Here is a 22,174-nt window from a genome sequence, read left to right as displayed (position 1 = left end):
TAGGGCGAAGCTCGACTTGCGCGAACCTTTTCCTATATGGGGCCGATGCTGACTTCCCAGATCCCTGACGACCTGGTGGGCGCCTTCCAGATCGAAGGCGAACCCGTGCGCGGCCGCGTGGCGCGGCTGGGCGCCTCCATCGACGAGATCCTGCGCGCGCACGACTATCCCGAGCCGGTGGCCAACCTGCTCGGCGAGTGCTGCGCGCTCGCCGCCCTGGTGGGCTCCAACCTGAAGTTTAACGGCCGGCTGATCGTCGAGGCCCGCGGCTCCGGCGCCGTGCGCTACGTGGTCGCCGACTACGACACGTCCGGCGGCCTGCGCGGCTACTGCCGCTTCGACCCCGAGGAAGTCGCTGCGGCCTCGGCCGGCTTCGCGCGCCCCGGCGCCCGCTCCCTGCTGGGCGAGGGCATCTTCCTGATGACCGTCGACCAGGGCGCGGACATGGACCGCTACCAGGGGATCACCGCCATCGAGGGCGAGACCCTGGCGCTTTGCGCCGAGCAGTACTTCGCCCAGTCCGAGCAGACGCCCACCCGCGTTCGGCTGGCGGTCGGCCAGGCCGACGACGGCGAGGGGCCGAAGTGGCGGGCCGGCGGCGTGCTGATCCAGAACATCGCCGAGGACGACGCCCGCGGCTCGACCGAGGAGGCCTGGAACCGCACCCAGGCGCTGTTCGAGACGATCGGCGAGGACGAGCTGATCGACTCCTTGCTCTCGTCGAACCACCTGCTGTTCCGCCTCTTCCACGAGGACGGCGTGCGGGTGTTCGGCTCCCAGCCGCTGCGCGCCTTCTGCCGCTGCAGTCAGGACCGCATCGAGACGGTGCTGAAGTCCTTCCCGAGCGAGGACCGCGAGGACATGGTCGAGCCCGACGGCCTGATCCACGTCACCTGCGAATACTGCAGCCGCGTCTACGCCGTGGAGCCCGAAAAGCTCGAGCAGGCGGCGTAGGGATCCTCCCCCGCCGGGGGGAGGGGGACCACGAAGTGGTGGGGGGGGTCACGCACCGACCCCGTGCAGGTGAACCCCCTCAGTCGCTTCGCGACAGCTCCCCCTGCGGGGGAGCATTTCGTCAGGCCGCGTCCAGCGCCCGGCTGACGTCGCGCACCAGGTCGCCCGCGCCTTCCAGCCCGACGCTCATCCGCACCCAGCCGTCCGTCAGCCCGATGGCCTCGCGCTCCGCCTGCGGCACCGACCGGTGCGTCGTGGTCGCGGGGTGCGTCGCCATGGACTTGGCGTCGCCCAGGTTGTTCGAGATGTCGACGATCTGCAGCGCGTCCAGGAACCGCCAGGCCGCTTCCTGGCTGCCCAGGTCGAAGGCCAGGACGTTGCCGCCGCCGGTCATCTGGTTGGCGATGATCGCCGCCTGCGGGTGGTCGGGCCGGCCGCAGTAGGCCACCTTGCGCACCTTGCTGTGGCTGGCCACGGCGTTCGCAACCCGCGCGGCGTTCTCCGTCTGCCGGCGGACCCGCAGTTCCAGGGTCTCCAGCCCCTTCAGCAGCACCCAGGCGTTGAACGGCGACAGCGCCGGTCCCGTGTGGCGCAGGAGGTCCTTGTAGGCCTCGGTCATCAGTTCGGCCCCGCCGAGGATGGCGCCGCCCAGCACCCGGCCCTGGCCGTCGATGTGCTTGGTGGCCGAATAGACGACCACGTCGGCGCCCAGCGCCAGCGGCTTCTGAAAGATCGGGGTGGCGAAGACGTTGTCCACCACCAGCTTGGCCCCGGCCGCATGGGCGATCTCGGCCACCGCTCCGATGGCCGTCACCTCCAGCAGCGGATTGGCCGGGCTTTCCACCAGGAAGGCGCGGGTGTTGGGCCGGACCGCGTTCTTCCAGGCGTCCAGGTCCGTGGCGTCCACATAGGTGGCCTCCACCCCGAACCGCGGCAGCCATTCGGAGATGATCCAGCGGCATGAGCCGAACAGGGCGCGCCCCGCGACCAGGTGGTCGCCAGCCTTCAGCAGGCCCATCAGCGCCATGTGCACGGCGCTCATGCCCGACGCGGTGGCCCGGCAGACCTCGGCGCCCTCCAGCAGCGCGAGCCGCTCCTCGAAGATCTGCGTCGTGGGGTTGCCGAAGCGTTGGTAGATGAAGCCCGGGTCGTCGCCGGAGAACCGCCGGTCCGCGGCGCCGGCGCTGTCATAGGCGAAGCTCTGGGTGAGGAAGAGCGCTTCCGAGATCTCTCCATAGGGCGAGCGGGCCATGCCGCCGCGCACCGCCCGGGTCGCTTCTTCCCAGTCGCGCGGATCTTCAGCCATGACGCCCTCCTTCGGCAGCGGAGGCGCATGAACGGCAGGCGGGGACGCTGCGTCAAGGCAGCGATGCTGAAGCGGCGGATAGCTCGTCTCCTCTCCGGCTTGCGGGAGAGGGCAGGGTGAGGGCGGCGCCGTGCTCGCCCCCGCCGCTCCGGTTGAACCCGCCTGCACCGGGTCGAACGCCCTGCCTGCCGGGAGAGGCCGAGCCGCCCTCACCCGACCTCTCCCACGCGTGCCGCGCGGGAGAGGAGAGGGCTGCCCCTTGCAAGACTCCCCATCTGCGCTAAGGCTTCGCCGCCCATGAGCGAATACCTCCGCCCGGGCATCCTGCCCTGCCAGTCCATCGACGCCCTGATCGCCCAGGGCGCCATCACGTCCGAAGACCGCTTCGACGACGACCAGGTCCAGCCGGCCAGCCTGGACCTGCGCCTCGCCGCCCGCTGCTGGCGGGTGCGGGCCTCCTTCCTGCCCCGGCTCGGCCAGACGGTGGCCCAGCGCATCGCCGACGTGGCCATGCACGAACTCGACCTCTCAAAGGGCGCCGTGCTGGAAAAGGGCTGCGTCTACATCGCCGAGCTGCAGGAGCGTCTCGCCCTGCCCAAGGGCGTCTCGGCCCGCGCCAATCCGAAGAGCTCCACCGGCCGCGTCGATGTCTTCGTGCGCCTGCTGTCCGACGGCGGCCCGGCCTTCGACGACGTGGTCGAGGGCTATCACGGCCCCACCTACATCGAGATCGCGCCGCAGACCTTCTCGGTCCTGGTCCGCCGCGGCACTCGCCTGAACCAGCTGCGCCTCAAGACCGGCGAGCCGCCGCGCCTGCGCACCGAGAGCGTCGGCGTCGATCTCACGGGCGAGGTCGCCGGCTTCCGCGGCCGCCGCCACGCCCCTGTGGTCGACCTGGACAACGTCGACGGCCACGACCCGCGGCTCTACTGGGAGCCCCTGGTCCCGCAGAACGGTCAGCTGCTCCTCGATCCCGGCGAGTTCTACATCCTGGCGTCCAAGGAGGCCGTCGAGATCCCGGTGCTGGAAGCCGCCGAGATGACCCCGATCGACCCCTCCGTGGGCGAGTTCCGGGTGCACTACGCCGGCTTCTTCGACCCCGGCTTCGGCACCGACGAGGCGCACGGCAAGGGCTCGCGCGGCGTGCTCGAGGTGCGCAGCCACGAGACGCCGTTCATCCTGGAGGACAGCCAGACCGTGGCCCGCCTGGTCTACGAGCCGCTCACCGAGCGGCCGACGCGGCTCTACGGCGACCTCGGGTCGCATTACCAGCGCCAAGGGCTCAAACTATCCAAGCACTTCAGGGTCTGGGGCGAGTAAGGGCGAGACAAGCCCGCCCCGCCTGAGGGGGGCGGTCGAGTGGGCTTCGTTCGCAGAGCCGCGCTGGCGGCGACCGCGCTGGTCTCGGCGCTCTGCATGGCGGGCGTGGCCGCCGCCGCGCCGGCGCTCTGGGTCGTCCGCGACGCTGACTCCGAGATCTACCTGTTCGGCACCCTGCATGCGCTCGACCCCGCCACCCGCTGGCGCACGCCGGCCTACGACGCGGTGCTCGCCCGCGCCGACACCGTCTGGTTCGAGGCCGACCTCGACACCGCCGACCCGCAGAGCATCGCCGGCATCGTGGACCGCTACGGGGTCGATGCGGCCCGGCCGCTGTCGCGCAAGCTGCCCGCCGCCGACCTCGCCGCCCTCCAGCGCCACGTGGACCTCTCGCGGATAGACCATCTGCGCCCCTGGGCGGCCGCCCTGATGCTCTCCGTGCAGCCCATGCTCGGCCGCGGCGCGCGGGTGGAGGCGGGCGCCGACTTCACCGTCACCCGCGACGCTCGCGAACGGGCCAAGAGGGTGCGCGCTTTCGAGACCCTCGAGGACCAGGCCCGCCTGTTCGCTAGCCTCTCCGAGCCCGCCGAGATCCGTTACCTCACCGACGTCATCCGCCAGCGGGGGCAGGGACCCCGGCTGACCCTGCGCCGCCACCACGGCTCGCTGGAGCAGGCCTGGGCCGCCGGCGACCTCGCCCGTCTCGGCCCGGCCCTGGTTGGGCAGCTGCGGGACGAAAACCCCGGCCTCTACGACGCCCTCCTCAAGCGCCGGAACCTCCAGTGGGCCGACCAGCTCGCCGCCGAGATGGCCGGCGCAGGCGTCGAGCTGGTCAATGTGGGCGCCCTCCACATGGTGGGCGACGAGGGCCTTCCGGCGCTCCTCGCCGCCCGCGGCTTCCAGGTCACCCGGGTCCAGTAGCTAACAAGCAGGCCTGACATTCTGTCATGCACGCTTGACAGACTTTGGTTGTCATGTTTCCTTGTCATCAAGACAAGGGAGCTTGCTATGCCGCTTCGCCGGCCCACCTTCTGGAGCCTGATCTCGGCCTTCGCGGCCGTCGTGCTCGGCGCCTATGCCGTGGCCGGGGCGGCCCTGCTCCTGAACCCTCCATCCCTCGAGCTGGCGCAACAGCCGCCCGTCGTCCTGGCCCAGCTGGCCGGCGCCGTGGTCGCGGTCTCCGTCGGCGTAAACCCTTGAGGAGCCCCATGGCCCTGTCGCCCTCCCTCCGACGCACCCTGCCGATCGTGCTCACCCTGGTCTTCGCCCTGCTGCTCGGCGTGTCCGTCAGCCTGGTGCAGCACCCGGTCGCCTTCCTCGCCTGGGCGGTGATCTCCCTGGTCGCCACCGCCGCCGCCTCCATCTTCTGCTGGCGCGCCCTCGACGAGGTCGCCCGCGAGGCCCACAAGACCGCCTGGATGTGGGGCGGCTCCTTCGGGATGGTGGTCGCCTTCCTGGCGTTCATCGCGGCCGAGCACCACTGGCCCCACCTGCTCGAAACAGGCCTTGGCGGCGGGCGCAGCCCCGCCGACCTGGTGGAGCTCGGGCTCATCGGCGTCGTCTCCGCCCAGCTCGTCGGCTACTTGCTGGTATGGGCCGGCTGGTGGATCGCCAAGCGCTAGGAGGCCGCTCCCGTGAAGAACCGCCTCAAGGTGCTCCGCGCCGAGCGCGACTGGAGCCAGGGCGACCTGGCCGACCGGCTCGGCGTCTCGCGTCAGAGCGTCAACGCCATCGAGACCGGCAAGTACGACCCCAGCCTGCCGCTCGCCTTCAAGATCGCCCGGGTCTTCGACCTGCCGATCGAAGCCATCTTCCAGGACGAGGCGGCCTGAGCGCCGCCCGCACGCAAGGACCTTCCATGCTGACCAAGCTCCTCCGCGCCGGCCGCCGCCTGGCGCTTGCCAGCGCCGCTCTGGCGACCGTCGCCGCCGCCACGCCCGCCGCCGCCGAGCCGGCGCTCTGGGCGATCCGCGACCACGACAGCACCATCTATCTTTATGGCACGGTGCACGTGCTGAAGCCCGGGACCGAGTGGCGCTCGGCCAAGATGGCCCGGGCGCTGGCCGACAGCCGCGAACTGGTGATCGAGGTGGTGGGCGCCGACGACGTCGCCGCCGCCCAGCCGCTGATCGCCCGCTTCGGCGTCGACGCCGCCCGGCCCCTGTCCTCCAAGCTGCCCGCCGCCGACCGGCCGAGGCTCGCCGCGGCCGCCAAGGCCATGGGCCTGCCGGACGGCGCCCTGGAGCCCATGCGCCCCTGGCTCGCCGCCCTCACGCTCGCCGTCACCCCGATGATCCAGGCCGGCTACGATCCCAAGAGCGGCGTCGAGACCATCCTGCAGGCCGAGGCGAAGGCCGCCGGCAAGCCGGTCGGCGCCCTGGAGACCCTCGAGCAGCAGCTGCGCTTCTTCGCAGACATGGCGCCGGACGTGGAGGTCGACCTCCTGCGCGCCACCCTCGACGACGTGGCCGAAGGACCCGCCCAGCTCGACCGCATGGTCGCGGCCTGGGCGGCCGGCGACATGGCCGCCCTGGAGAAGGAGTTCGTCGAGGAGACCCGCCGCGACTACCCCGAGATGTACAAGGTGGTCGTCGTCGCCCGGAACAAGGACTGGGCCAACCAGCTCGCCGAGAAGCTGAAAGGCTCGGGCGTCAGCTTCGTCGCCGTCGGCGCCGGCCACCTCGTTGGCCCCGACAGCGTCCAGGCCCAGCTCGCCAAGCGCGGGATCCAGGCGACGCGGGAGTAGGGGAGGGGTTCAGGGGCGTCTGATGATGGCGCCCGATGCTCCGGGACGCCGCCTGCTCACTGCTGATCATGTGCGCCCCAAGCCGCACGGCGCAGGCCAGGAGCAGCGTCACGAACCACATGAAGACCACCACGAGCGCGAGGCCGGCCTTGTCGCCGGCGGGCGGAGCGCTCTCGAACATGACCACGGCGCCCACTGTCGCTCCGAGCCCGAACACCGCGCAGGCAGCCAGGGACCGCATGCCAGGCGTCAGCAGGGGGGCGATAGGCGAGAACGCGAGGATCCATGACATGCCGAGAGCTTCCCTCGCTGCGGTCGACGGGTCGCCGAGGGGCGGAGGAGACGCCGTGCAGGATCAAAGCCGCGTCCGGAGGCTCCACAGCTCGGGGAAGGCCCGCCGGCCCAGCGTCTTCTGCAGGTAGCCCGAGCCCTCCGTCCCTCCGGTGCCGGGCCTGCCGCCGATGATCCGCTCCACCGTCAGCACGTGCTTGTAGCGCCAGGTCAGCAGGGCGTCGTCCAGGTCCACCAGCTTCTCGGCCAGCTGGTAGAGCTCCCACCAGCGCTGGGTGTCGCCATAGACCGCCAGCCAGGCGTCCTCCACCGCCTGCGAGGGCTGGTAGGGCTTGGACGCGTCCCGCATCAGCACCGCGTCCGGCAGCACGAGCCCGTGGGCGGGCAGCTGGGCGATGGCCAGGTCGTAGAGGCTGGGCCCCTCCAGCGCCGCCTTCAGCTCGGCCAGCACCTCCGGCCGCTCCGCATGGAAGCGCAGGAAGCTCTCGTCCTTCAGCCCCAGCAGGTATTCCAGTTCTCGGAACTGGTGCGACTGGAAGCCCGAGCTCGTCCCCAGGCTCTCGCGGAAGCTCAGGTAGTCGGCCGGCGTGAGCGTGGCCAGCACGTCCCAGCTCAGCGTCATGATGGTCTGGATCCGCGACACCCGCGCCAGCGCCTTGTACGCCGGCTCCAGGTCGCCGGCGGCCACCAGGCGCCTCGCCAGCTTCACCTCGTGGATGATCTCCTTCAGCCACAGCTCCTTCGTCTGATGGATGACGATGAACAGGAGCTCGTCGTGGCGGTCGGAGAGCGGCGTCTGGGCGCCCAGCAGGGCGTCGAGGCCCAGGTAGCGCGCATAGGTCATGGGTTCGGACATGGGCCGGAAACTAGGCCGCCGCGGCCTTGCGGGAAATGCCCCCGGCGACTAGCTCGGCAGGCCCTCCCGGAGACCCACATGACCCAGCGCCACCCCGCCACCGCCGGCTTCACCCTCAACCAGACCATGCTTCGGGTGCGCGATCCGCAAGCCTCCGTCGCCTTCTACCGCGACGTGCTCGGCATGACGCTGCTGCAGAAGCTCGACTTCCCGCCGATGAAGTTCTCGCTCTACTTCATGGCCTACCTGGCCGACGGCGAGACCGTCCCCGAGGATCCGGCCGAGCGCGCCCGCTTCATCTTCAGCCGCGAGACGACGCTGGAGCTGACCCACAACTGGGGCACCGAGAGCGACCCCGACTTCAAGGGCTACCACGACGGCAACGCCGAGCCGCGCGGCTTCGGCCACTTGGGCATCAGCGTCCCGGACGTCGCCGCCGCCTGCGCCCGCTTCGAGCAGCTGGGCGTCCCCTTCCGCAAGCGCCCGGACGACGGCGTCATGAAGGGCATCGCCTTCATCACCGACCCCGACGGCTACTGGATCGAGATCCTGTCCCCGAACGGCATGGCCCCGGTCATGGCCGCCGGCGCCTGACGGAACCGCGGCCCGCCCTGCCGCGTCCTCCACCCGACGCAACAGGAGGACCCGCCATGGGCGAACAGACCCGACGCATGGTGGAGGGCGGCGCCGATCCCGCCGCCTCCGACGATCCCGCCGCGGCTCCCGGCCTCGCCGACGCCCCGCACACGGCCACCCCGGCCCGCTGGCCCGATGACCCGCCTGCCGACGCCGCCCCGCCGCCGGCCGACACCGACGAGCAGAGCCAGCTGGAGCGCCAGGCCGGCCACACGCCGCCCGCCTGACGCCCGAGCGGCTTCAGCTGTCCAGGACGGCGCGGACCTTGATCGCCAGGTCGTTGAAGCTGAACGGCTTGCCGATCAGGTGCACGCCAGCGTCCAGCCGTCCGTTGTGCACGATGGCGTTGCGCGTGTAGCCGGTGGTGAACAGGACCTTGGTCCCGGGCCGGCGTCGCTGCACCTCGTCGGCCAGCCGCCGGCCGTCCATTCCGTCGGGGAGCACCACGTCGGTGAACAGCAGGGCCACGTCGTTGGCGCCCTGCAGCACCTCCAGGGCGCTGCGCCCGTTGGCGGCTTCCAGCACCCGATAGCCGAGTTCGCGCAGGACGCCGGTGCTGTAGGAGCGAAGGTCGTCGTGGTCCTCCACCACCAGGATGGTCTCCATGCCCCCGTGGACCGGCGCGTCGCGCGCGCGGTCCTCCTCCTCCGCCGTCGGTTGGTCCGAGGTGAGGCGCGGAAGGTAGATCTTCACCGTCGTGCCTTCGCCGAGCTCGCTGTAGATGCGCACGTGCCCGCCCGACTGGCGCACGAAGCCGTACACCTGGCTCAGGCCCAGGCCCGTGCCCTTGCCGGTGTCCTTGGTTGTGAAGAACGGTTCAAACACCTGCGCCAGGGTCTCGGGCGACATGCCTGTCCCGGTGTCGCTGACGGCGATCAACACGTACTGCCCAGGTGTGACCGGCTCGGGGATCGCGGCCACATAGTCGTCGTCCAGGTAGGCGTTGCTGGTCTCGATGGTCAGCCGCCCGCCGCCGGGCATGGCGTCCCGGGCGTTGACCGCCAGGTTAACCAGAGCGTTCTCGAGCTCGCCCGTGTCGGCCATGGCCCGCCACAGCCCCGCGCCTGACACGGTCTCCAGGTCGATGGTCTCGCCCAGGGTCCGCTGCAGCAGGTCGGCCAGGTTGGTGATCAGGCGGCCGGCGTCCACGGGCTTGGGAGCCAGCGGCTGCCGGCGCGCGAACGCCAGCAGCCGGGCGGTCAGGGTGGCGGCCCGCTCGGCGCCATGCGTGGCCATGCGCACCGCGCGTTCGATCCGCTCGGTGGCCGGCGAGCCGGGGAGCGCGACGACCTGCCGGCTGACCGTCTCCAGCCCGCCCAGGATCACCGTCAGCAGGTTGTTGAAGTCGTGCGCGATCCCACCGGTCAGCTGGCCGATGGCCTCCATCTTCTGCGCCTGCCGCAGCGCCTCCTCGACCTTCAGGCGCTCGGCGACCGCCTCGGCCACCCGAGCCTCCAGGGTGGCGTTCAGCTCGCGAAGCTCGGCGGTCGCCTCGTCCGCCGCGCGGCGCGCCTCCAGCAGCTCGTGCTCGTACCGCCGCCGGTCCGTGGCGTTGAACACGGTGATGCGGATGAACTCGGCGCCCCCCGCCGCGCTGCGCCGCTCCACGGCGTTCACCAGCACCGGCAGCGTCCGGCCGCCGTCGCCCACCAGGTCGAGGGCGACCTCGTGGAAGAAGCCCTGCATCCGCAGCAGGGGGGCGAAGTGGGTCTCGTAGTAGATCTTGCCGGCGATGTTCAGCAGGTCTTGGAAGCGCCGGCCCTCCATCTGCGCCTTCGGCAGCCCGAGCCACGCAGCCAGGGTTTCATTGACCCGCTGGATCCGGCCGCTCGGGTCGGCCGAGATGTAGCCGCAAGGCGCCTGTTCGAAGAGGTCGGCAAAGTCCTCTTCGCTGGGCGGCTCCACCGGCGAGACGGTCGGCGCGTCAGACAAAGGCTTGGATCGCCGAGACCGTTTCTTCGGGCGCGCTGAGGTTCGGGCAGTGGCCCGTCGCCTGCAGGATCACCAGCTGGCTGTTGGGCAGCATGCGATGCACGTATTCGCCCACCTCGCGCGGCGCGATCACGTCCTCCGAACACTGCAGGATCAGCGCGCGGGTGTTCACGCCCTGCAGGTCGGCGCGGTTGTCGGAGAGGAAGGTGGTGCGCGCGAACCGCCGCGCGATGTCAGGGTCGGTGCGGCAGAAGCTGTTGGTGAGCTCCTCGCCCAGTTCCGGCCGGTCCGGGTTGCCCATGATCACCGGCGCCATGGCCTGCGACCAGCCCATGTGGTTGCTGTCCAGGAAGTCGAGCAGCTCGTGGATCTGCGCCTCGCTGAAGCCGCCCACATATCCCTCGTCGTCGATGTACCGGGGGGAGGGACCAACCAGCACAAGGTCGCGGAACAGCTCCGGCGCCTTCTTGGCGGCCAGCACGCCCACCATGGCGCTGACCGAGTGCCCGACGAAGACGCCGTCCGTCACGTCCAGCGCCCGGGCCAGCTCGACGACATCGTCGGCATAGCCAGTCAGGGACTCATATCGCGCGGGATCGTAGGCCGAGAGATCCGACGCGCCGGCCCCCACATGATCGAACAGGATCACGCGGAACCGGTCCTCGAACGCGGGCGCCACGAAGCGCCACATGTTCTGATCGCATCCGAAGCCATGCGCGAAGATCATCGCCCGCTCCCCGCGGCCGCTGACCTTGACGTTGTGACGCTGCAGTACAGTCACCCGAAAGCCCTCCTGCTGCGCCCCTCCCCGCCGCCTTGATAGTCGCAAACCCGACACAAGGCCACGCCCTGGTATAAAGAACTCCGATCTCTGCGCCCGATCGCGTCCCTGCCGTCGCTTGGCGCATGCTTTGGCCGGACCAGCAGCGCGCGGGGCGGTTCTCGCGGCGGCGAGCCCCTTGTCGGGCGGCCCCCGCGAGGGTAGTTGAGAACCCGCCCGAGCGGCCGCTGTAAAGCGCGGTGTAAAACGCTTCGGCGCCAACCAGCTAAGTGGTTGAAACGCGGGTGTAGTTCAGAGGTAGAACGTCAGCTTCCCAAGCTGAATGTCAGGGGTTCGATTCCCCTCACCCGCTCCAACGCCGCCCTGGACAGGTCAGCCGGATCAGGCTGAGGTCAGCGCCATGACCGAAGATCCCCGCGCGAAAGATCAGAGCCAGGCCGAGAAGATGGCGGAGGCGGCGGTGAAGGATTTGCGGGGGCAGATCGAGCGGGTGCGCGCGCAGGTCAGAAGCTACCGCGACAGCCTCGAAATCATGGATGAGGACCGGGAGTCCTAGCCTGCGTTGGCGCGGGCCATCGGTCCCTCGCCTGCGACGTATCGACGATCTGAGCGGTCCACCGGGCGAGGCGAGCGGGCTTGCCCCGCTCAGGTGGGCGTCGTCCGGCGTCGATCCACCGCAAACAGCGGGATATTGTCGTGCGAGACCTCGATGCGTTCGCAGTCCGGATGGCGAGCCCAAAGCAAGTTGAGCGCGGAGGTGGTTTCGGATGCACGTTGGCGGAGTGTTTCCGTAGGCCTGACGCCGCCCGCATCAAAGACATCGAGATGGTACATGGTGATTGTGCAACGTCTGAGCGCGGAAAAAAGTCTCCGCTTTTCGCGCAACAGCCATGAACAATCATTCGGGGTGGCGTGATGTACATTGTACAGCTTCGACGTGGAATTGCTTACTTTCTGTAGGACGGTTTCTCCTCGGAGGGTGTACTTAGCGTTCACCGTCGCTCGTTCCCCGGTATGCAACGGCTGAGAGTCATGTGCTCCCTCCGCGCGGAGCTTCAACTTGTCTCAATCCGAACATCCAGTGCTCGTGCTCGTCGTCGACGACGAGTTTCTGGTCCAACATCTCATCCAGGACGTGCTTACCGACAGCGGCTTCGCGGTCGCCGGGGCCGATGATGGGGCCGAGGCGATGGCGCTCCTGGAGCGCAGGGCTGCGGAACTCGGCGGCTTGGTCACCGACGTGAACCTTGGCCCCGGGCCGAGCGGCTGGGACGTGGCTCATCGGGCGCGCGAGCTCAACCCGACGCTGCCGGTGATCTACGTCACGGGGGACAGCGGCCACGAGTGGAGCGCGTGCGGTGTTCCGAACAGCGTGCTCGTGCACAAACCCTTCGCCGGCGCGGAGATCGTCGTGGCGCTGGCCAACCTGCGGGCCGGGAACCGCTAGCCTTGCTCTGCTCGCAGATGGCTCGAGCTATTCTTCGTTGGCCGGAACGAACGCTGCGGCCCGCCAACCCACGGCCATCTGAAGCCACGCTTCAGCACGCTCTTCATCGGGCTCTTCAGCGGCCCGGAACTCGCATTCGTCGGCTTTGCTGAGGCAGTAGGCGGGCGGCGTCGTCATCCCTCTACTGTGGCGGCTAGCCGACGGAACTGTCCCGCTCTTTCGTTAAGCCTCGCAAATTTCTGTCAGGTGGCCGGCGTGGTTTTCCTCCTGGCCCGCCTTGCCGGATCGGGGGCGGCGGGGCTCCGCCCTCCAAGGCTTACCGCCCATTAACCACAATCACCCGACACCCTTGGCCCATGGACATCTCGGCGATGCGGCTGGTGGAGAGGCCCGAGGGGCACCTGGAGCTTGAGCCCCGGCCGACGCCGGACGAACTCGCGGCCTATTACCGCGACAAGTACTACGGCAGCCGCGACGGCCGCACGCCCTACGCCTACGGCTACACGCCCGAGGAGCTGGAGCACAAATGGCTGCAGCCGGCCGAGGCCGAGCACGTTTGGGGCCGCGCGCCCGGCCGCCTGCTGGAGGTGGGCGTCGGCGAGGGCTTCACGCTGGAGTACTTCCTGAAGCGCGGCTGGCGGGCCACGGGGCTCGACTTCACCGACGACGGCGTGCGCGAGTTCCACCCGCACCTGGCCGGGGCGCTGACCACCGGCGACGCCTTCCAGCTGCTCGACCAGGCGATCGCCGACGGCGAGACCTACGACCTGATCATCTGCAACAACGTGCTCGAGCACGTCATCGACCCCATGGGCCTGCTCGACCGGCTGCGCGCCATCGTCAGTCCCGAGGGCCTGCTGCGCATCGCCGTGCCCAACGACGGCTCCTGGCTGCACGACGAGATCGTCGCCCGCGGCCAGGGCAAGCCCGAGTTCTGGCTCGCGCCGCCCGACCACCTCAACTACTTCAACACCGACACCCTGCCCAAGGCCCTGGCCGCCCACGGCTGGGAGGTGACCGAGCACCTGGGCGAATTCCCCATCGACGTCTTCCTGCTCAACCCGGCCACCAACTACCTGCAGGAGAAGTCGCGCGGCCGCGCCTGCCACTTCACCCGGGTGGCCTTCGAGATGGGGCTGTGGAAGTCCCGGGGGCTGGAGGCCGTCGTCGCCTACCGCCGCGGCTGCGCCCAGGCTGGGATCGGCCGCAACCAGACGGCCTACGCCCGGCCCGCCCGCCGCTAGGGGCGTGAACGTCCTGATCCTCAGCGCCGCGGCCAAGGTCCTCCTGGTCCGCGCCTTCCGGGAGGCCGCGCAGCCCCGCGGCGGCCGCGTCTTCGCCGCCGACCTGTCGCGCGAAAACGCCGCCCTGTTCGAGGCCGACGGCGCCCTGCTGCTGCCCCGGAGCGATGACCCCGCCTTCCCCGACGCCCTGCTGGCCGCCTGCCGCGCCCATGACATCCGCCTCGTGGTCCCCACGCGCGACGGCGAGCTGGCGGCGCTCGCCGGGCTCAAGGCGCGGTTCGCCGCAGAGGGGATCGTCCTGCTCGTCGCCGAGCCGGAGGCCCTGGCCACCTGCCGCGACAAGCGTCGCTTCGTGGCCTTCTGCCAGGCCCACGGCTTCGCCACCCCGCACACCTATGCGCCGGGCGAGACGCCCGAGGCCTTCCCGGTCTTCGTACGCCCGGCCGAGGGGGCGGGCGGGGCGGGCGCCCGCCTGGTCCATGGGGCGCAGGATCTGCCCGCCGACCCCGGGCTGCTCGTCCAGGAGCCGGTCTACGCCCCCGAGTACAGCATCGACGTCCTCATGGACCTGAACGGCTCGCCGGTTCAGGCCGTGGCCCGGGAGCGGCTGCAGGTGCGCGCCGGCGAGGCCGTGAAGTCCCGGGTGGTGGACGCCCCTGGCTTCACGGAACCGGCGCTCAGCCTCTGCCGTGCTCTCGGCCTGGTCGGCCACAATGTGGTGCAGGCCTTTTGCGAGCGTGGCCTGGCCCCGCAGTTCATCGAGGTGAACCCCCGCTTCGGCGGCGCCTCGAACCTGTCGATCCGCGCCGGCCTCGCCTCGCCCGAACGGATCCTGCAGATGCTGGCGGGGGAGGGCGCGGCCTACGCCCCGCGCCCCATCCAGGCGGGCCTGACCCTGCTGCGCTACGCGGAGGACCGCCTGGTCACCCGCGCCGACCTGGCGGCGCTCGCCCCATGACCCGGGCCCTGCTCCTCGACATGGACGACACCCTCTACGACGAGCGGTCCTACGTCCTCTCCGGCTTCCGGGCCGTGGCTGCGGCGATCCACGAGCTCTATCCGCACGCTGAACCCGACGCGGTCTTCGCCCACCTGGTCGAGGGGCTCGACGTTCAGGGGCGGGGGAAGCTGTTCGACGGCGCCCTGCTGCAGCTGCGCATCGAAGCGACGCCCGAGCTCGTCCAGCACCTGGTGGGCGTCTACCGCGACCACACGCCAGAGATCGCACTCTGGCCCGGCGTGGCCGAGACGCTCGCGGAACTGCGTCGGGACTGGAAGCTCGCCATCGTCACCGACGGCCTGCACCTGATGCAGGCCCGCAAGGCGCAGGCCCTCGGCCTCGCCGACCTCGTCGACACCGTGCTGTTCTGCTGGGAGCACGACGCCCCCAAGCCCGATCCACGCGGCTACCGCGAGGCGCTGAAGCGCCTGGGCGCGGAGCCTGCCGACGCCGTCGTGGTCGGCGACAACCCGCTGCACGACATGGCCGCCGCCCGCGCGATCGGCGCCCGCTCCATCCGGGTGCGCACCGGGCGCTTCGCCGCAGTCGACCCGCCGCGCTTCAAGGCCGATGCTGACGCGGCGACCTTCACCGACGTGCCGGACGCGCTCGCCCGGCTCGAGGGGATCTCCAGATGAGCAAGAGCGTCACCATCGCCGGCCGGGCCATCGGCCCCGACCAGCCGCCCTATGTGGTCGCCGAGCTGTCGGGCAACCACAACGGCGACATCGGCCGGGCGCTCGCCCTGATCGACGCCGCCAAGGCCGCCGGCGCCCATGCGGTGAAGCTGCAGACCTACACCGCCGACACCATCACCATCGACCACGACGGGCCGGAGTTCCGCGTCCACGGCGGCCTCTGGGATGGTCGCCGGCTCTATGAGCTCTACCAGGAGGCCCACACCCCGTGGGACTGGCACGAGCGGCTGTTCGACCATGCCCGGTCAGTCGGCATCGACATCTTCTCCTCGCCCTTCGATCCCACCGCGGTGGCCTTCCTCGATGGCCTGGGGGCGCCGGCCTTCAAGATCGCCAGCTTCGAGCTGATCGACCTGCCGCTGATCGAGCTCTGCGCCCGCACCGGCAAGCCGCTGGTCATGTCCACGGGCCTGGCCTCGCCGCAGGAGATCACCGAGGCGGTGGCCGCCGCCCGCGGCGCCGGCTGCGACGAGATCATCCTGCTCCACTGCACCAGCGGCTACCCGACGCCCGCCGCCCAGATGCACCTTAAGACCCTCCAGCACATCGCCGCCGAGCATGAGGTGGTGGTGGGCCTCTCGGACCACACCCTGGGCGTCGCCGTCTCGATCGCCGCCGTGGCTCTGGGCGCCTGCTTCATCGAAAAGCACTTCACCCTCAGCCGCGCCGAGGGCGGGGTGGATAGCGACTTCTCCCTCGAGCCGGCCGAGCTCGCCCGCCTGGTGGAGGACACCCGCACCGCCTGGGAGGCGCTGGGCACGGTGCGCTACGACGAGGCCGCCTGCGAGGCCTCCAGCCGCGACCACCGCCGCTCGCTCTACGTCACCGCCGACGTGGCTGCCGGCCAGCCGCTGACCCCGGAGAATGTCCGCTCCATCCGCCCGGGCTTCGGCCTGCCGCCCAAGCACCTCCCGGAGGTCCTCGGCCGCCGCGCCGCCCGCGACCTCAAGCGCGGAGCGCCCCTCGATTGGACCATGGTGGAGTAGGGGGCTCCCACCTCCTCTCCCGCTTGCGGGAGAGGGCAGGGTGAGGGCCGGCTCGTGCAGCGGGATCTCGCCGGATGAGAGCCCGAGGGCCCTCGGGCCCGCACCCGAAGCGGCGGAGGAACTCCAGCCGGCCCTCACCCTACCCTCTCCCATGCCTGCGGCCCGGGAGAGGAGGCGATCCCCCCTACAGAGCCTCGCGCTCGTACCTCTGGAACGGCAGCGCCCGGATGTCGTCGCTGGTGAAGGCCGGATTGGCCGGATAGAGCGCGTCGTACACCTTCGCCACGAAGGCGTAGTCGTCCGGCGTGTCCACCGTCCAGCGCAGCTCGCTCTCGTCGCGGTCCTGGGTCAGCGCCCCCTGGCTGAACCGCGAGCCTGCCGCATAGAGGTAGGGCGTCACGTGTTCCCGATCATAGGCGCTGGTCGCCTCCCGCCCCGCCGCGCGCAGGGCCTCGGCGGTGAACACCTCCATGTCGAGGCCGCGGGGATAGGTCCTCACCCGCCCGTTGGACAGGTAGTCGACGCCCAGCTCCGCCCGCCGCCGCACGCCGGCGTCGATGACGCCCGGGTCGGCCAGGGGGCAGTCGGCCGTCAGCCGCACCACGTCGCCGTCGACGCCCAGCGCGTCCAGGCAGCCCACGAAGCGACCGAGCACGTCGTCCAGCGCGCCCCGGAACACCTCGACCCCGACGCGCTCCAGGCGCCCGGCCAGCGGATCGTCCGAGGGCTCGGTGCTGGTCGCGACCACCAGCCGGTCGAGGGTCTCGCAGCGCCGCAGCCGCTCGATCTGGCGCTCCACCATCGGCTTGCCGGCCAGCGGCTTCATCACCTTGCCGGGCAGGCGCTGGGAGCTCATCCGCGCCTGCAGGATCGCCGTCGCCATCGAAGCCTCCCGATGGCCAAGGTCTAGCGCTTGATGATGCTGATGTCGCCGTTGCGCTCGATCCAGGCCTCCTGGACCTTCTCCGGCCCGGTCATCCCCGCTTCGCGCAGCGCCTCCTCGACGTCGTGGGGGCCGATCCCGTGGCGGCGCAGCTCGGCGGGATCGAAGCGGCCATCGCGGCCGATCTGGCAGGGGCTGCCCTTCAGCAGCGGGCCGAGCCAGTGCGCCCGCGCCGCGGCCCAGACGAGCGCCCCGTGCACCCCGACCAGCACGGCCGTGGCCACCAGGGTCTCGAGGAAGGGCGAGCTGCCGGTCAGCGCCCGGCTGAGGTTGGAGCCGATGATCACCGACAGCACGATGTCGATGGCGCTCCACTTGCCGAACACTCGCTTGCTGGCGATCCGCAGCAGCGCCAGGCCGTAGAGGAAGATCACCACCGCCCGGATCGACATCTGCCACCAGCTGATGTCGCCCTGGCGGCCCAGGAGCAGGTGAAGGTCGGCGAGGTCCATGGTCGTCTCCGCGATGGGCTTGCCACCGCCTAACGCCCGAGGGCCCCGCCGCCGTTCGCGACTAGAAGATCCAGTCGGAGCCCAGGGACGACAGCTGGACGTTCACCAGCGTCAGCTGCGCCCCGCCGTCCACGGTGAGGACGGTGTCGGCGCCGACCTGCTGGACCCAGTAGTTCCCCTGCGCGTCCACCCGGTCGCCGTCCCGGTAGTTGAAGTCCAGCACCCGGTCGGCCTCGGCCTCGCCGAAGATGTGGAAGGTGTCCGCCCCGCCGCCGCCGATCAGGACGTCGGCCCCGCGGTCGCCCGCCAGCCAGTCGTTCCCGTCCCCGCCCTGCACGAAGTCGTCGCCCTGGCCGCCGCGCACCACGTCCGCGCCCGCGCCCCCGGCCACCGTGTCGGCGCCCAGGTTGCCCAGCACGATGTCGGCCCCGTCGTCGCCGGACAGCAGGTCGTTGTCGCGCCCGCCGACCACCCAGTCGTCGCCCCAGCCGCCCGACAGCGTGTCGTCGCCGGCGTTGCCGTTGAGGTCGTCGAAGTCCGCGCCGCCCGAGAGGCTGTCGCGCCCGTCGTCGCCGCGCAGGTAGTCGCCCCCGTCGTTGCCGACCAGGGTGTCGTCGCCGGCGCCGCCGTGGTGGGTGTCGGCCCACGCCTGGCCGTTGAACCAGTCGTTTCCGGTCGCCGCTGGCGCCTGCACCTCAGCGGTGGACGTGGAGGAGGAGCCCCCGGCCCAGGGAGTGTCATAGCCGGCGAACTTCTTGACGTATTCCGACACCGGCGTGCCGTACGGGTCGCGCATGTTCATGGCGCCGCCGGTGGCCAGGTAGTCCTTCAGGTTCCAGACCCCGACCAGGTGCGCCCCGGCGATCAGGCCCGACATGGTCACCTGGCCGCCGTCGACCCACTGGCCCACGTACTTCAGCAGGTCGAGTTGCTTCAGGTCGGCGTGGATGTTCTCGAACCAGGCCTGCTGGGCGGCGTCCTGCGCGGCCGGACTGGCCAGGAAACTCGCCTTGTCGAAGACGCCGAACGACGCCGCCTTGCCAGTCCATTTGCCGATGAAGTCGATGGCCCCTGTGCCGTCGTTGCCCTCGTAGAACCCGATGGCCTTCAGCGCCTCTTCCCCGAACTGGAAGCGGCCCAGGTACCCGACGCTGCTCACAAAGGCATAGTTGTTGCCTGACTCGTTCTGGCCCAGCGCGCGCAGCAGGTCCGTGTAGCTTCCCGTGCTCATCCGTCATCCCCTTATCGGAAGTGCGCCGGACCGCTCCCGATCGCGGCCCGGCGCTGGAGGCGCGCCGCCCGTACGGCGCGCCAGTTGGCAGGTTGTCTCGGAGTGGCCCCCCGGCTCGTTGCAGGCGCGAAACTTGCGGCTGGGGCGGGCCGCAATGTGGCGAGCGCCGCCACAATTCTGCGACGGGTTGACCGTGTGAAGCTTGTTTACCCCACGGCCAAGCCTGCGCTGGGCTGCTATGACACCGGTAGCAATTTGCTATCCAGCGGCTACGATCCCTCGAAAAGGGAGGATCTCATGGGCAAGGGCGTGGACCGCCGGGCGATTGTGGCGGGCGTGGGCGCGGCCGCGGTTTCTCTGGCGGCCGGCGAGGGGGCCAGGGCTGCCGATCGACGTAAGCGATACGCCATCGTGGGTGTCGGCCATCGCAGCCGGATGTACCAGGACGCCATCTGGGGGCGCTACAAGGGGACGTCCGAGCTTGTCGCCATCGCGGACCTCAACCCCGGCCGCCTCGCTTACTGCCAGGCGCGCGCCAAGAAGGCCGGCGCCGCACCCCCCAGGCCCTACGCGCACACCGACTTCGAGCGGATGATTCGCGAGACCCGGCCGGACTACGTCATCGTCACGACGGTCGACGCGAGCCATGACGACTACCTCGTCCGCGCCCTGGCGGCCGGGTGCGACGTGATCACCGAAAAGCCGATGACCACCACCCCGGCCAAGGCCCAGCGGATCCTGGACGCCTGCCGCACCTCAGGCCGAAACGTGCGGGTGACCTTCAACTACCGCTACACGCCGCCCCGCACCCAGGTGAAGGACCTGCTGATGAGCGGCGAGATCGGCGACATCCTCTCCGTGGACTTCAACTGGCTGCTGAACACGAACCATGGCGCCGACTACTTCCGCCGCTGGCATTCCCACAAGGCGAGCTCCGGCGGGCTGATGGTGCACAAGGCCACCCACCACTTCGACCTGGTGAACTGGTGGCTCTCGGCGGTCCCCGAGACCGTCCTCGCCTACGGCAAGAAGGAGTTCTACACCCCGGCCACGGCGAGGCGCATGGGCCTCGCCGGCGCCCACGAGCGTTGCCTGACCTGCCCAGAGAAGGCGAAGTGCGGCTTCTACCTGGATCTCGCCGCCGACCCGAGCCTGAAGGCGCTCTACCTCGAGAACGAGCGGTACGACGGCTACTTCCGCGACCAGTGCGTCTGGCGGCCCGAGATCGACATCGAGGACACCATGAACGTCATCGTGAAGTACGACACGGGCGCCACGCTCAGCTACTCGCTGAACGCCTGCAATGCGTGGGAAGGCTACACCATCGCCTTCAACGGGACCAAGGGTCGGCTGGAGCACCAGATCGTCGAGCAGGTCTATGTAGCCGGCGGCGACATGGTCCAGGGCGGCATCGAGCCGGGCGGCGTCAGCACCCGCGTCATGCCGCTGCGCGGGGCGGCTCGAGCCATCGAGCCTTGGAAGGGCGAGGGCGGCCATGGCGGCGGCGACGACCTCATGCTTGCCGACATCTTCGCCGCCAATCCGGAGCCAGATCGCTACCTGCGGGCCTCCGATCACCGCAGCGGCGCCTGGTCCGTCCTGATCGGCGCGGCCGCCAACCAGGCCTTCCAGACCGGCGGTCCGGTCCGGATCGCCGACCTGGTCACCGGCCTCGAGCGCCCGGCCTATCCCGCCATGCCGACGCGCAACGACCCCGTTCCCATGCCGCCCCGCCGCTCACGGGCATGAGGCGGGGGGTTGATCCCGGCCGCGCGGCGCTGGACGGTGCGGTCCTTCCACGGAGACCTGCATGAAGACGACCGCCCTTCTCGCCCTCGCGATCGGCTTGGCCGGCGCGGGCGCCACGGCCGCTGAGAACCTGCACGTCAATCCAGCCAACGCCCCGATCTCGCGCGCCGTGAAGGTGCCGGCCGGATCGGAGATGCTCTACGTCAGCGGCATCACGCCAAGGCCGCACAATCCTGAGGCGCCGCGCGACCGGCAGACCTTCGGCGATACGCGGACCCAGGTGGCCTCCATCCTGGACCAGATCGCGGAGATCCTGCGCGCCCAGGGCTACGATTGGGAGGACGTGGTGATGATGCGCGTGCTGCTGGTCGGCGACCCGGCCAAGGGCGGCCGGATGGATTTCGAGGGCATGATGGCCGCCTACAACGCCGTCTACGCGCCCCTGAAGACGCGGCCGGCGCGCATCACCTCCCAGGTGGCGGGGCTCGTGGCGCCCGGAATGCTGGCCGAGATCGAGGTGCAGGCGGCGCGGAGCCGGTGATCCCATGCCCGAGGTAAGCGCCGGCGTGCTGGTCTGGCGGCGCGGCCCGGACGGGTCCGAACTGCTCCTGGTCCATCCCGGCGGCCCCTACTGGCGTGGCAAGGACGAAGCGGCCTGGTCGATCCCCAAGGGACTCGTGGAGCCGGGCGAGGATCTGTTCGCCGCCGCCCTTCGTGAGTTCGCCGAGGAGGTCGGCCAGCCGTTGCAGGGGCCGGCTGAACCGCTCACGCCCCGCCGCCTGCCTGGCGGCAAATGGGTCCACGCCTTCCTGCTCGAGGCCGACCTCGACCTCGCCGACCTGCGCAGCAATATGTTCGAGATGGAGTGGCCGCCGCGCTCCGGCCGCCGGGCAAGCTTTCCGGAGGTGGACGCCGCCGCCTACTTCACGCCCGCCGACGCCCGGGTCAGGATCCACCGCGGGCAGCAGCCCATCATTGAGGACGCGCTGACGCGTCTCGCGCTGCCTCGCTGACGCTGGCCGTCTCGGACGGTGCGCCGACGGGGCGGTAGTTGCGCGCCTGCGCTGCGACGATCTTGGTGCGCGGCTCGTCCGGCTTGGCCTTGCCGTCGTACCCCGTCCTGTACTGGACGGAGAACAGCGAGCAGGCGGCGGGATAGCCCTCCACGACGGCGGAGGCGATGGTGTTGCGGTAGCCGAGCTGGCTGCGCAGTTCGCAGAAGTAGGTTTGGCCGTTCAGGGTCACGCCGCGGCGCCACACATAGTGCGGACGGCCGCCCAGCAGGATCTTCTCGTCCCAGCGACCATAGAGGTTGAGCGCCGTGTCCAGCTCGCGCCCGGTGAGGGCGCTCGGGGCGTCCACGGTGGTGGTGGTCGTGGCGCAGCCCGCGAGGAGGGCGAATGTGATCAGCGCTGTAAGCCGCATGGTCCTGCCGACTGCCGGGAGGCGACGCGATTTGCCCCTCCGTCTCGCAGAATTCCTGACTAAGGCCAAGGTTTCCCGCGAGTGCGCGCGACCGCGCAGCGACGCTGCGCCGTACCACTCCGATTGCACTGCCGGGTCAGGGCGCCTCTTAGGGTTTCATTCACCACGTTTCTCCGG

The 22,174-nt window shown here is 70.4% G+C and carries 26 protein-coding genes and 1 tRNA gene; 19 read left to right on the top strand and 8 right to left on the bottom strand.

The genetic code is table 11. The annotated features are described in order from the left end of the window. Positions 1-45 precede the first annotated feature (45 nt). Positions 46-954 (top strand): Hsp33 family molecular chaperone, encoded by a 909-nt coding sequence (locus VIL67_RS13590; protein WP_332049437.1) that lies wholly within the window; start codon positions 46-48, stop codon positions 952-954. A 121-nt stretch (positions 955-1,075) separates the two neighbouring features. On the opposite strand, the gene metZ is transcribed toward VIL67_RS13590, so the two are convergent. Continuing rightward, positions 1,076-2,260 (bottom strand): O-succinylhomoserine sulfhydrylase, encoded by a 1,185-nt coding sequence (gene metZ / locus VIL67_RS13585; protein ID WP_332049436.1) that lies wholly within the window; start codon positions 2,258-2,260, stop codon positions 1,076-1,078. Between the two features lie 297 nt (positions 2,261-2,557). Here metZ and VIL67_RS13580 point away from each other — a divergent pair, with 297 nt between their 5' ends. The 6 genes from VIL67_RS13580 to VIL67_RS13555 all read left to right on the top strand — a co-directional run bounded on the left by VIL67_RS13580 (position 2,558) and on the right by VIL67_RS13555 (position 6,326). Continuing rightward, positions 2,558-3,580, top strand: a complete 1,023-nt coding sequence (locus tag VIL67_RS13580) for a 2'-deoxycytidine 5'-triphosphate deaminase (RefSeq protein WP_332049435.1) — start codon at positions 2,558-2,560, stop codon at positions 3,578-3,580. A gap of 39 nt (positions 3,581-3,619) precedes the next feature. Continuing rightward, positions 3,620-4,501 (top strand): TraB/GumN family protein, encoded by an 882-nt coding sequence (locus VIL67_RS13575; protein WP_332049434.1) that lies wholly within the window; start codon positions 3,620-3,622, stop codon positions 4,499-4,501. A gap of 87 nt (positions 4,502-4,588) precedes the next feature. Then, positions 4,589-4,780 carry a hypothetical protein gene (locus VIL67_RS13570; RefSeq protein WP_332049433.1) on the top strand — a complete coding sequence of 64 codons (192 nt, stop codon included), beginning with the start codon at positions 4,589-4,591 and terminating at the stop codon, positions 4,778-4,780. 8 nt (positions 4,781-4,788) lie between these two features. Beyond that, positions 4,789-5,202 (top strand): hypothetical protein, encoded by a 414-nt coding sequence (locus tag VIL67_RS13565; protein WP_332049432.1) that lies wholly within the window; start codon positions 4,789-4,791, stop codon positions 5,200-5,202. Positions 5,203-5,214: 12 nt separating this feature from the next. After that, complete coding sequence (locus tag VIL67_RS13560; protein ID WP_332049431.1) at positions 5,215-5,412, top strand: helix-turn-helix transcriptional regulator; 198 nt, start codon at positions 5,215-5,217, stop codon at positions 5,410-5,412. 26 nt (positions 5,413-5,438) lie between these two features. Beyond that, positions 5,439-6,326 carry a TraB/GumN family protein gene (locus tag VIL67_RS13555; protein WP_332049430.1) on the top strand — a complete coding sequence of 296 codons (888 nt, stop codon included), beginning with the start codon at positions 5,439-5,441 and terminating at the stop codon, positions 6,324-6,326. Between the two features lie 355 nt (positions 6,327-6,681). Here the strand turns inward: VIL67_RS13555 and VIL67_RS13550 are convergent, their stop codons facing one another. Further along, positions 6,682-7,473, bottom strand: a complete 792-nt coding sequence (locus VIL67_RS13550) for a tryptophan 2,3-dioxygenase (protein ID WP_332049429.1) — start codon at positions 7,471-7,473, stop codon at positions 6,682-6,684. Between the two features lie 78 nt (positions 7,474-7,551). On the opposite strand from VIL67_RS13550, the gene gloA reads away from it, so the two are divergent. Next, positions 7,552-8,067, top strand: a complete 516-nt coding sequence (gene gloA / locus VIL67_RS13545) for a lactoylglutathione lyase (protein ID WP_332049428.1) — start codon at positions 7,552-7,554, stop codon at positions 8,065-8,067. A gap of 56 nt (positions 8,068-8,123) precedes the next feature. After that, on the top strand, positions 8,124-8,336 hold the full coding sequence (locus tag VIL67_RS13540) for a hypothetical protein (RefSeq protein WP_332049427.1): 213 nt from the start codon (positions 8,124-8,126) through the stop codon (positions 8,334-8,336). Between the two features lie 13 nt (positions 8,337-8,349). Here the strand turns inward: VIL67_RS13540 and VIL67_RS13535 are convergent, their stop codons facing one another. After that, positions 8,350-10,041, bottom strand: a complete 1,692-nt coding sequence (locus tag VIL67_RS13535) for an ATP-binding protein (RefSeq protein WP_332049426.1) — start codon at positions 10,039-10,041, stop codon at positions 8,350-8,352. After that, positions 10,034-10,822, bottom strand: a complete 789-nt coding sequence (locus VIL67_RS13530; RefSeq protein WP_332049425.1) for an alpha/beta fold hydrolase — start codon at positions 10,820-10,822, stop codon at positions 10,034-10,036. The genes VIL67_RS13535 and VIL67_RS13530 overlap by 8 nt, the downstream gene beginning before the upstream one ends. Before the next feature lie 280 nt (positions 10,823-11,102). Between VIL67_RS13530 and VIL67_RS13525 the strand changes: the two genes are divergently transcribed. The 7 genes from VIL67_RS13525 (at position 11,103) to pseI (ending at position 16,197) form a co-directional block, all read left to right on the top strand. After that, positions 11,103-11,177: transfer RNA gene (locus tag VIL67_RS13525), tRNA-Gly, on the top strand. A gap of 45 nt (positions 11,178-11,222) precedes the next feature. After that, positions 11,223-11,378, top strand: a complete 156-nt coding sequence (locus VIL67_RS13520; protein ID WP_332049424.1) for a hypothetical protein — start codon at positions 11,223-11,225, stop codon at positions 11,376-11,378. Between the two features lie 504 nt (positions 11,379-11,882). Next, complete coding sequence (locus tag VIL67_RS13515) at positions 11,883-12,269, top strand: response regulator (RefSeq protein WP_332049423.1); 387 nt, start codon at positions 11,883-11,885, stop codon at positions 12,267-12,269. A 356-nt stretch (positions 12,270-12,625) separates the two neighbouring features. Beyond that, positions 12,626-13,513, top strand: a complete 888-nt coding sequence (locus VIL67_RS13510; RefSeq protein WP_332049422.1) for a class I SAM-dependent methyltransferase — start codon at positions 12,626-12,628, stop codon at positions 13,511-13,513. A 4-nt stretch (positions 13,514-13,517) separates the two neighbouring features. Next, positions 13,518-14,471, top strand: a complete 954-nt coding sequence (locus tag VIL67_RS13505) for an ATP-grasp domain-containing protein (protein ID WP_332049421.1) — start codon at positions 13,518-13,520, stop codon at positions 14,469-14,471. Further along, the gene (locus VIL67_RS13500) at positions 14,468-15,151 is read left to right on the top strand and encodes an HAD family hydrolase (protein ID WP_332049420.1); all 684 of its coding nucleotides are present in this window, start codon (positions 14,468-14,470) and stop codon (positions 15,149-15,151) included. Before VIL67_RS13505 ends, VIL67_RS13500 begins: the two co-directional genes overlap by 4 nt. Continuing rightward, complete coding sequence (pseI, locus tag VIL67_RS13495) at positions 15,148-16,197, top strand: pseudaminic acid synthase (protein ID WP_332049419.1); 1,050 nt, start codon at positions 15,148-15,150, stop codon at positions 16,195-16,197. The genes VIL67_RS13500 and pseI overlap by 4 nt, the downstream gene beginning before the upstream one ends. Before the next feature lie 184 nt (positions 16,198-16,381). On the opposite strand, the gene VIL67_RS13490 is transcribed toward pseI, so the two are convergent. The 3 genes from VIL67_RS13490 to VIL67_RS13480 all read right to left on the bottom strand — a co-directional run bounded on the left by VIL67_RS13490 (position 16,382) and on the right by VIL67_RS13480 (position 18,823). Further along, complete coding sequence (locus VIL67_RS13490) at positions 16,382-17,080, bottom strand: glycosyltransferase family protein (protein ID WP_332049418.1); 699 nt, start codon at positions 17,078-17,080, stop codon at positions 16,382-16,384. Positions 17,081-17,103: 23 nt separating this feature from the next. Then, positions 17,104-17,592, bottom strand: coding sequence for a DUF421 domain-containing protein (locus tag VIL67_RS13485; protein WP_332049417.1), 489 nt, complete (start codon positions 17,590-17,592; stop codon positions 17,104-17,106). A gap of 61 nt (positions 17,593-17,653) precedes the next feature. Next, positions 17,654-18,823: a calcium-binding protein gene (locus VIL67_RS13480; RefSeq protein ID WP_332049416.1), complete on the bottom strand. Its 1,170-nt coding sequence runs from the start codon at positions 18,821-18,823 to the stop codon at positions 17,654-17,656. Between the two features lie 297 nt (positions 18,824-19,120). Between VIL67_RS13480 and VIL67_RS13475 the strand changes: the two genes are divergently transcribed. From VIL67_RS13475 to VIL67_RS13465, 3 genes are all read left to right on the top strand, one after another. Further along, on the top strand, positions 19,121-20,572 hold the full coding sequence (locus VIL67_RS13475; protein WP_332049415.1) for a Gfo/Idh/MocA family protein: 1,452 nt from the start codon (positions 19,121-19,123) through the stop codon (positions 20,570-20,572). Positions 20,573-20,633: 61 nt separating this feature from the next. Beyond that, complete coding sequence (locus VIL67_RS13470) at positions 20,634-21,113, top strand: Rid family hydrolase (RefSeq protein WP_332049414.1); 480 nt, start codon at positions 20,634-20,636, stop codon at positions 21,111-21,113. Positions 21,114-21,117: 4 nt separating this feature from the next. After that, positions 21,118-21,585, top strand: coding sequence for an NUDIX hydrolase (locus VIL67_RS13465; protein ID WP_332049413.1), 468 nt, complete (start codon positions 21,118-21,120; stop codon positions 21,583-21,585). Here VIL67_RS13465 and VIL67_RS13460 read toward each other — a convergent pair. Then, positions 21,545-21,997, bottom strand: a complete 453-nt coding sequence (locus VIL67_RS13460) for a hypothetical protein (protein ID WP_332049412.1) — start codon at positions 21,995-21,997, stop codon at positions 21,545-21,547. The two genes, VIL67_RS13465 and VIL67_RS13460, sit on opposite strands and share 41 nt — an antisense overlap. Positions 21,998-22,174 lie beyond the last annotated feature (177 nt).

It is taken from the genome of Phenylobacterium sp. (genome assembly GCF_036563385.1).
Taxonomy (GTDB): Bacteria; Pseudomonadota; Alphaproteobacteria; order Caulobacterales; family Caulobacteraceae; genus Phenylobacterium.
This window is presented reverse-complemented; position numbering and strand designations above follow the sequence as displayed.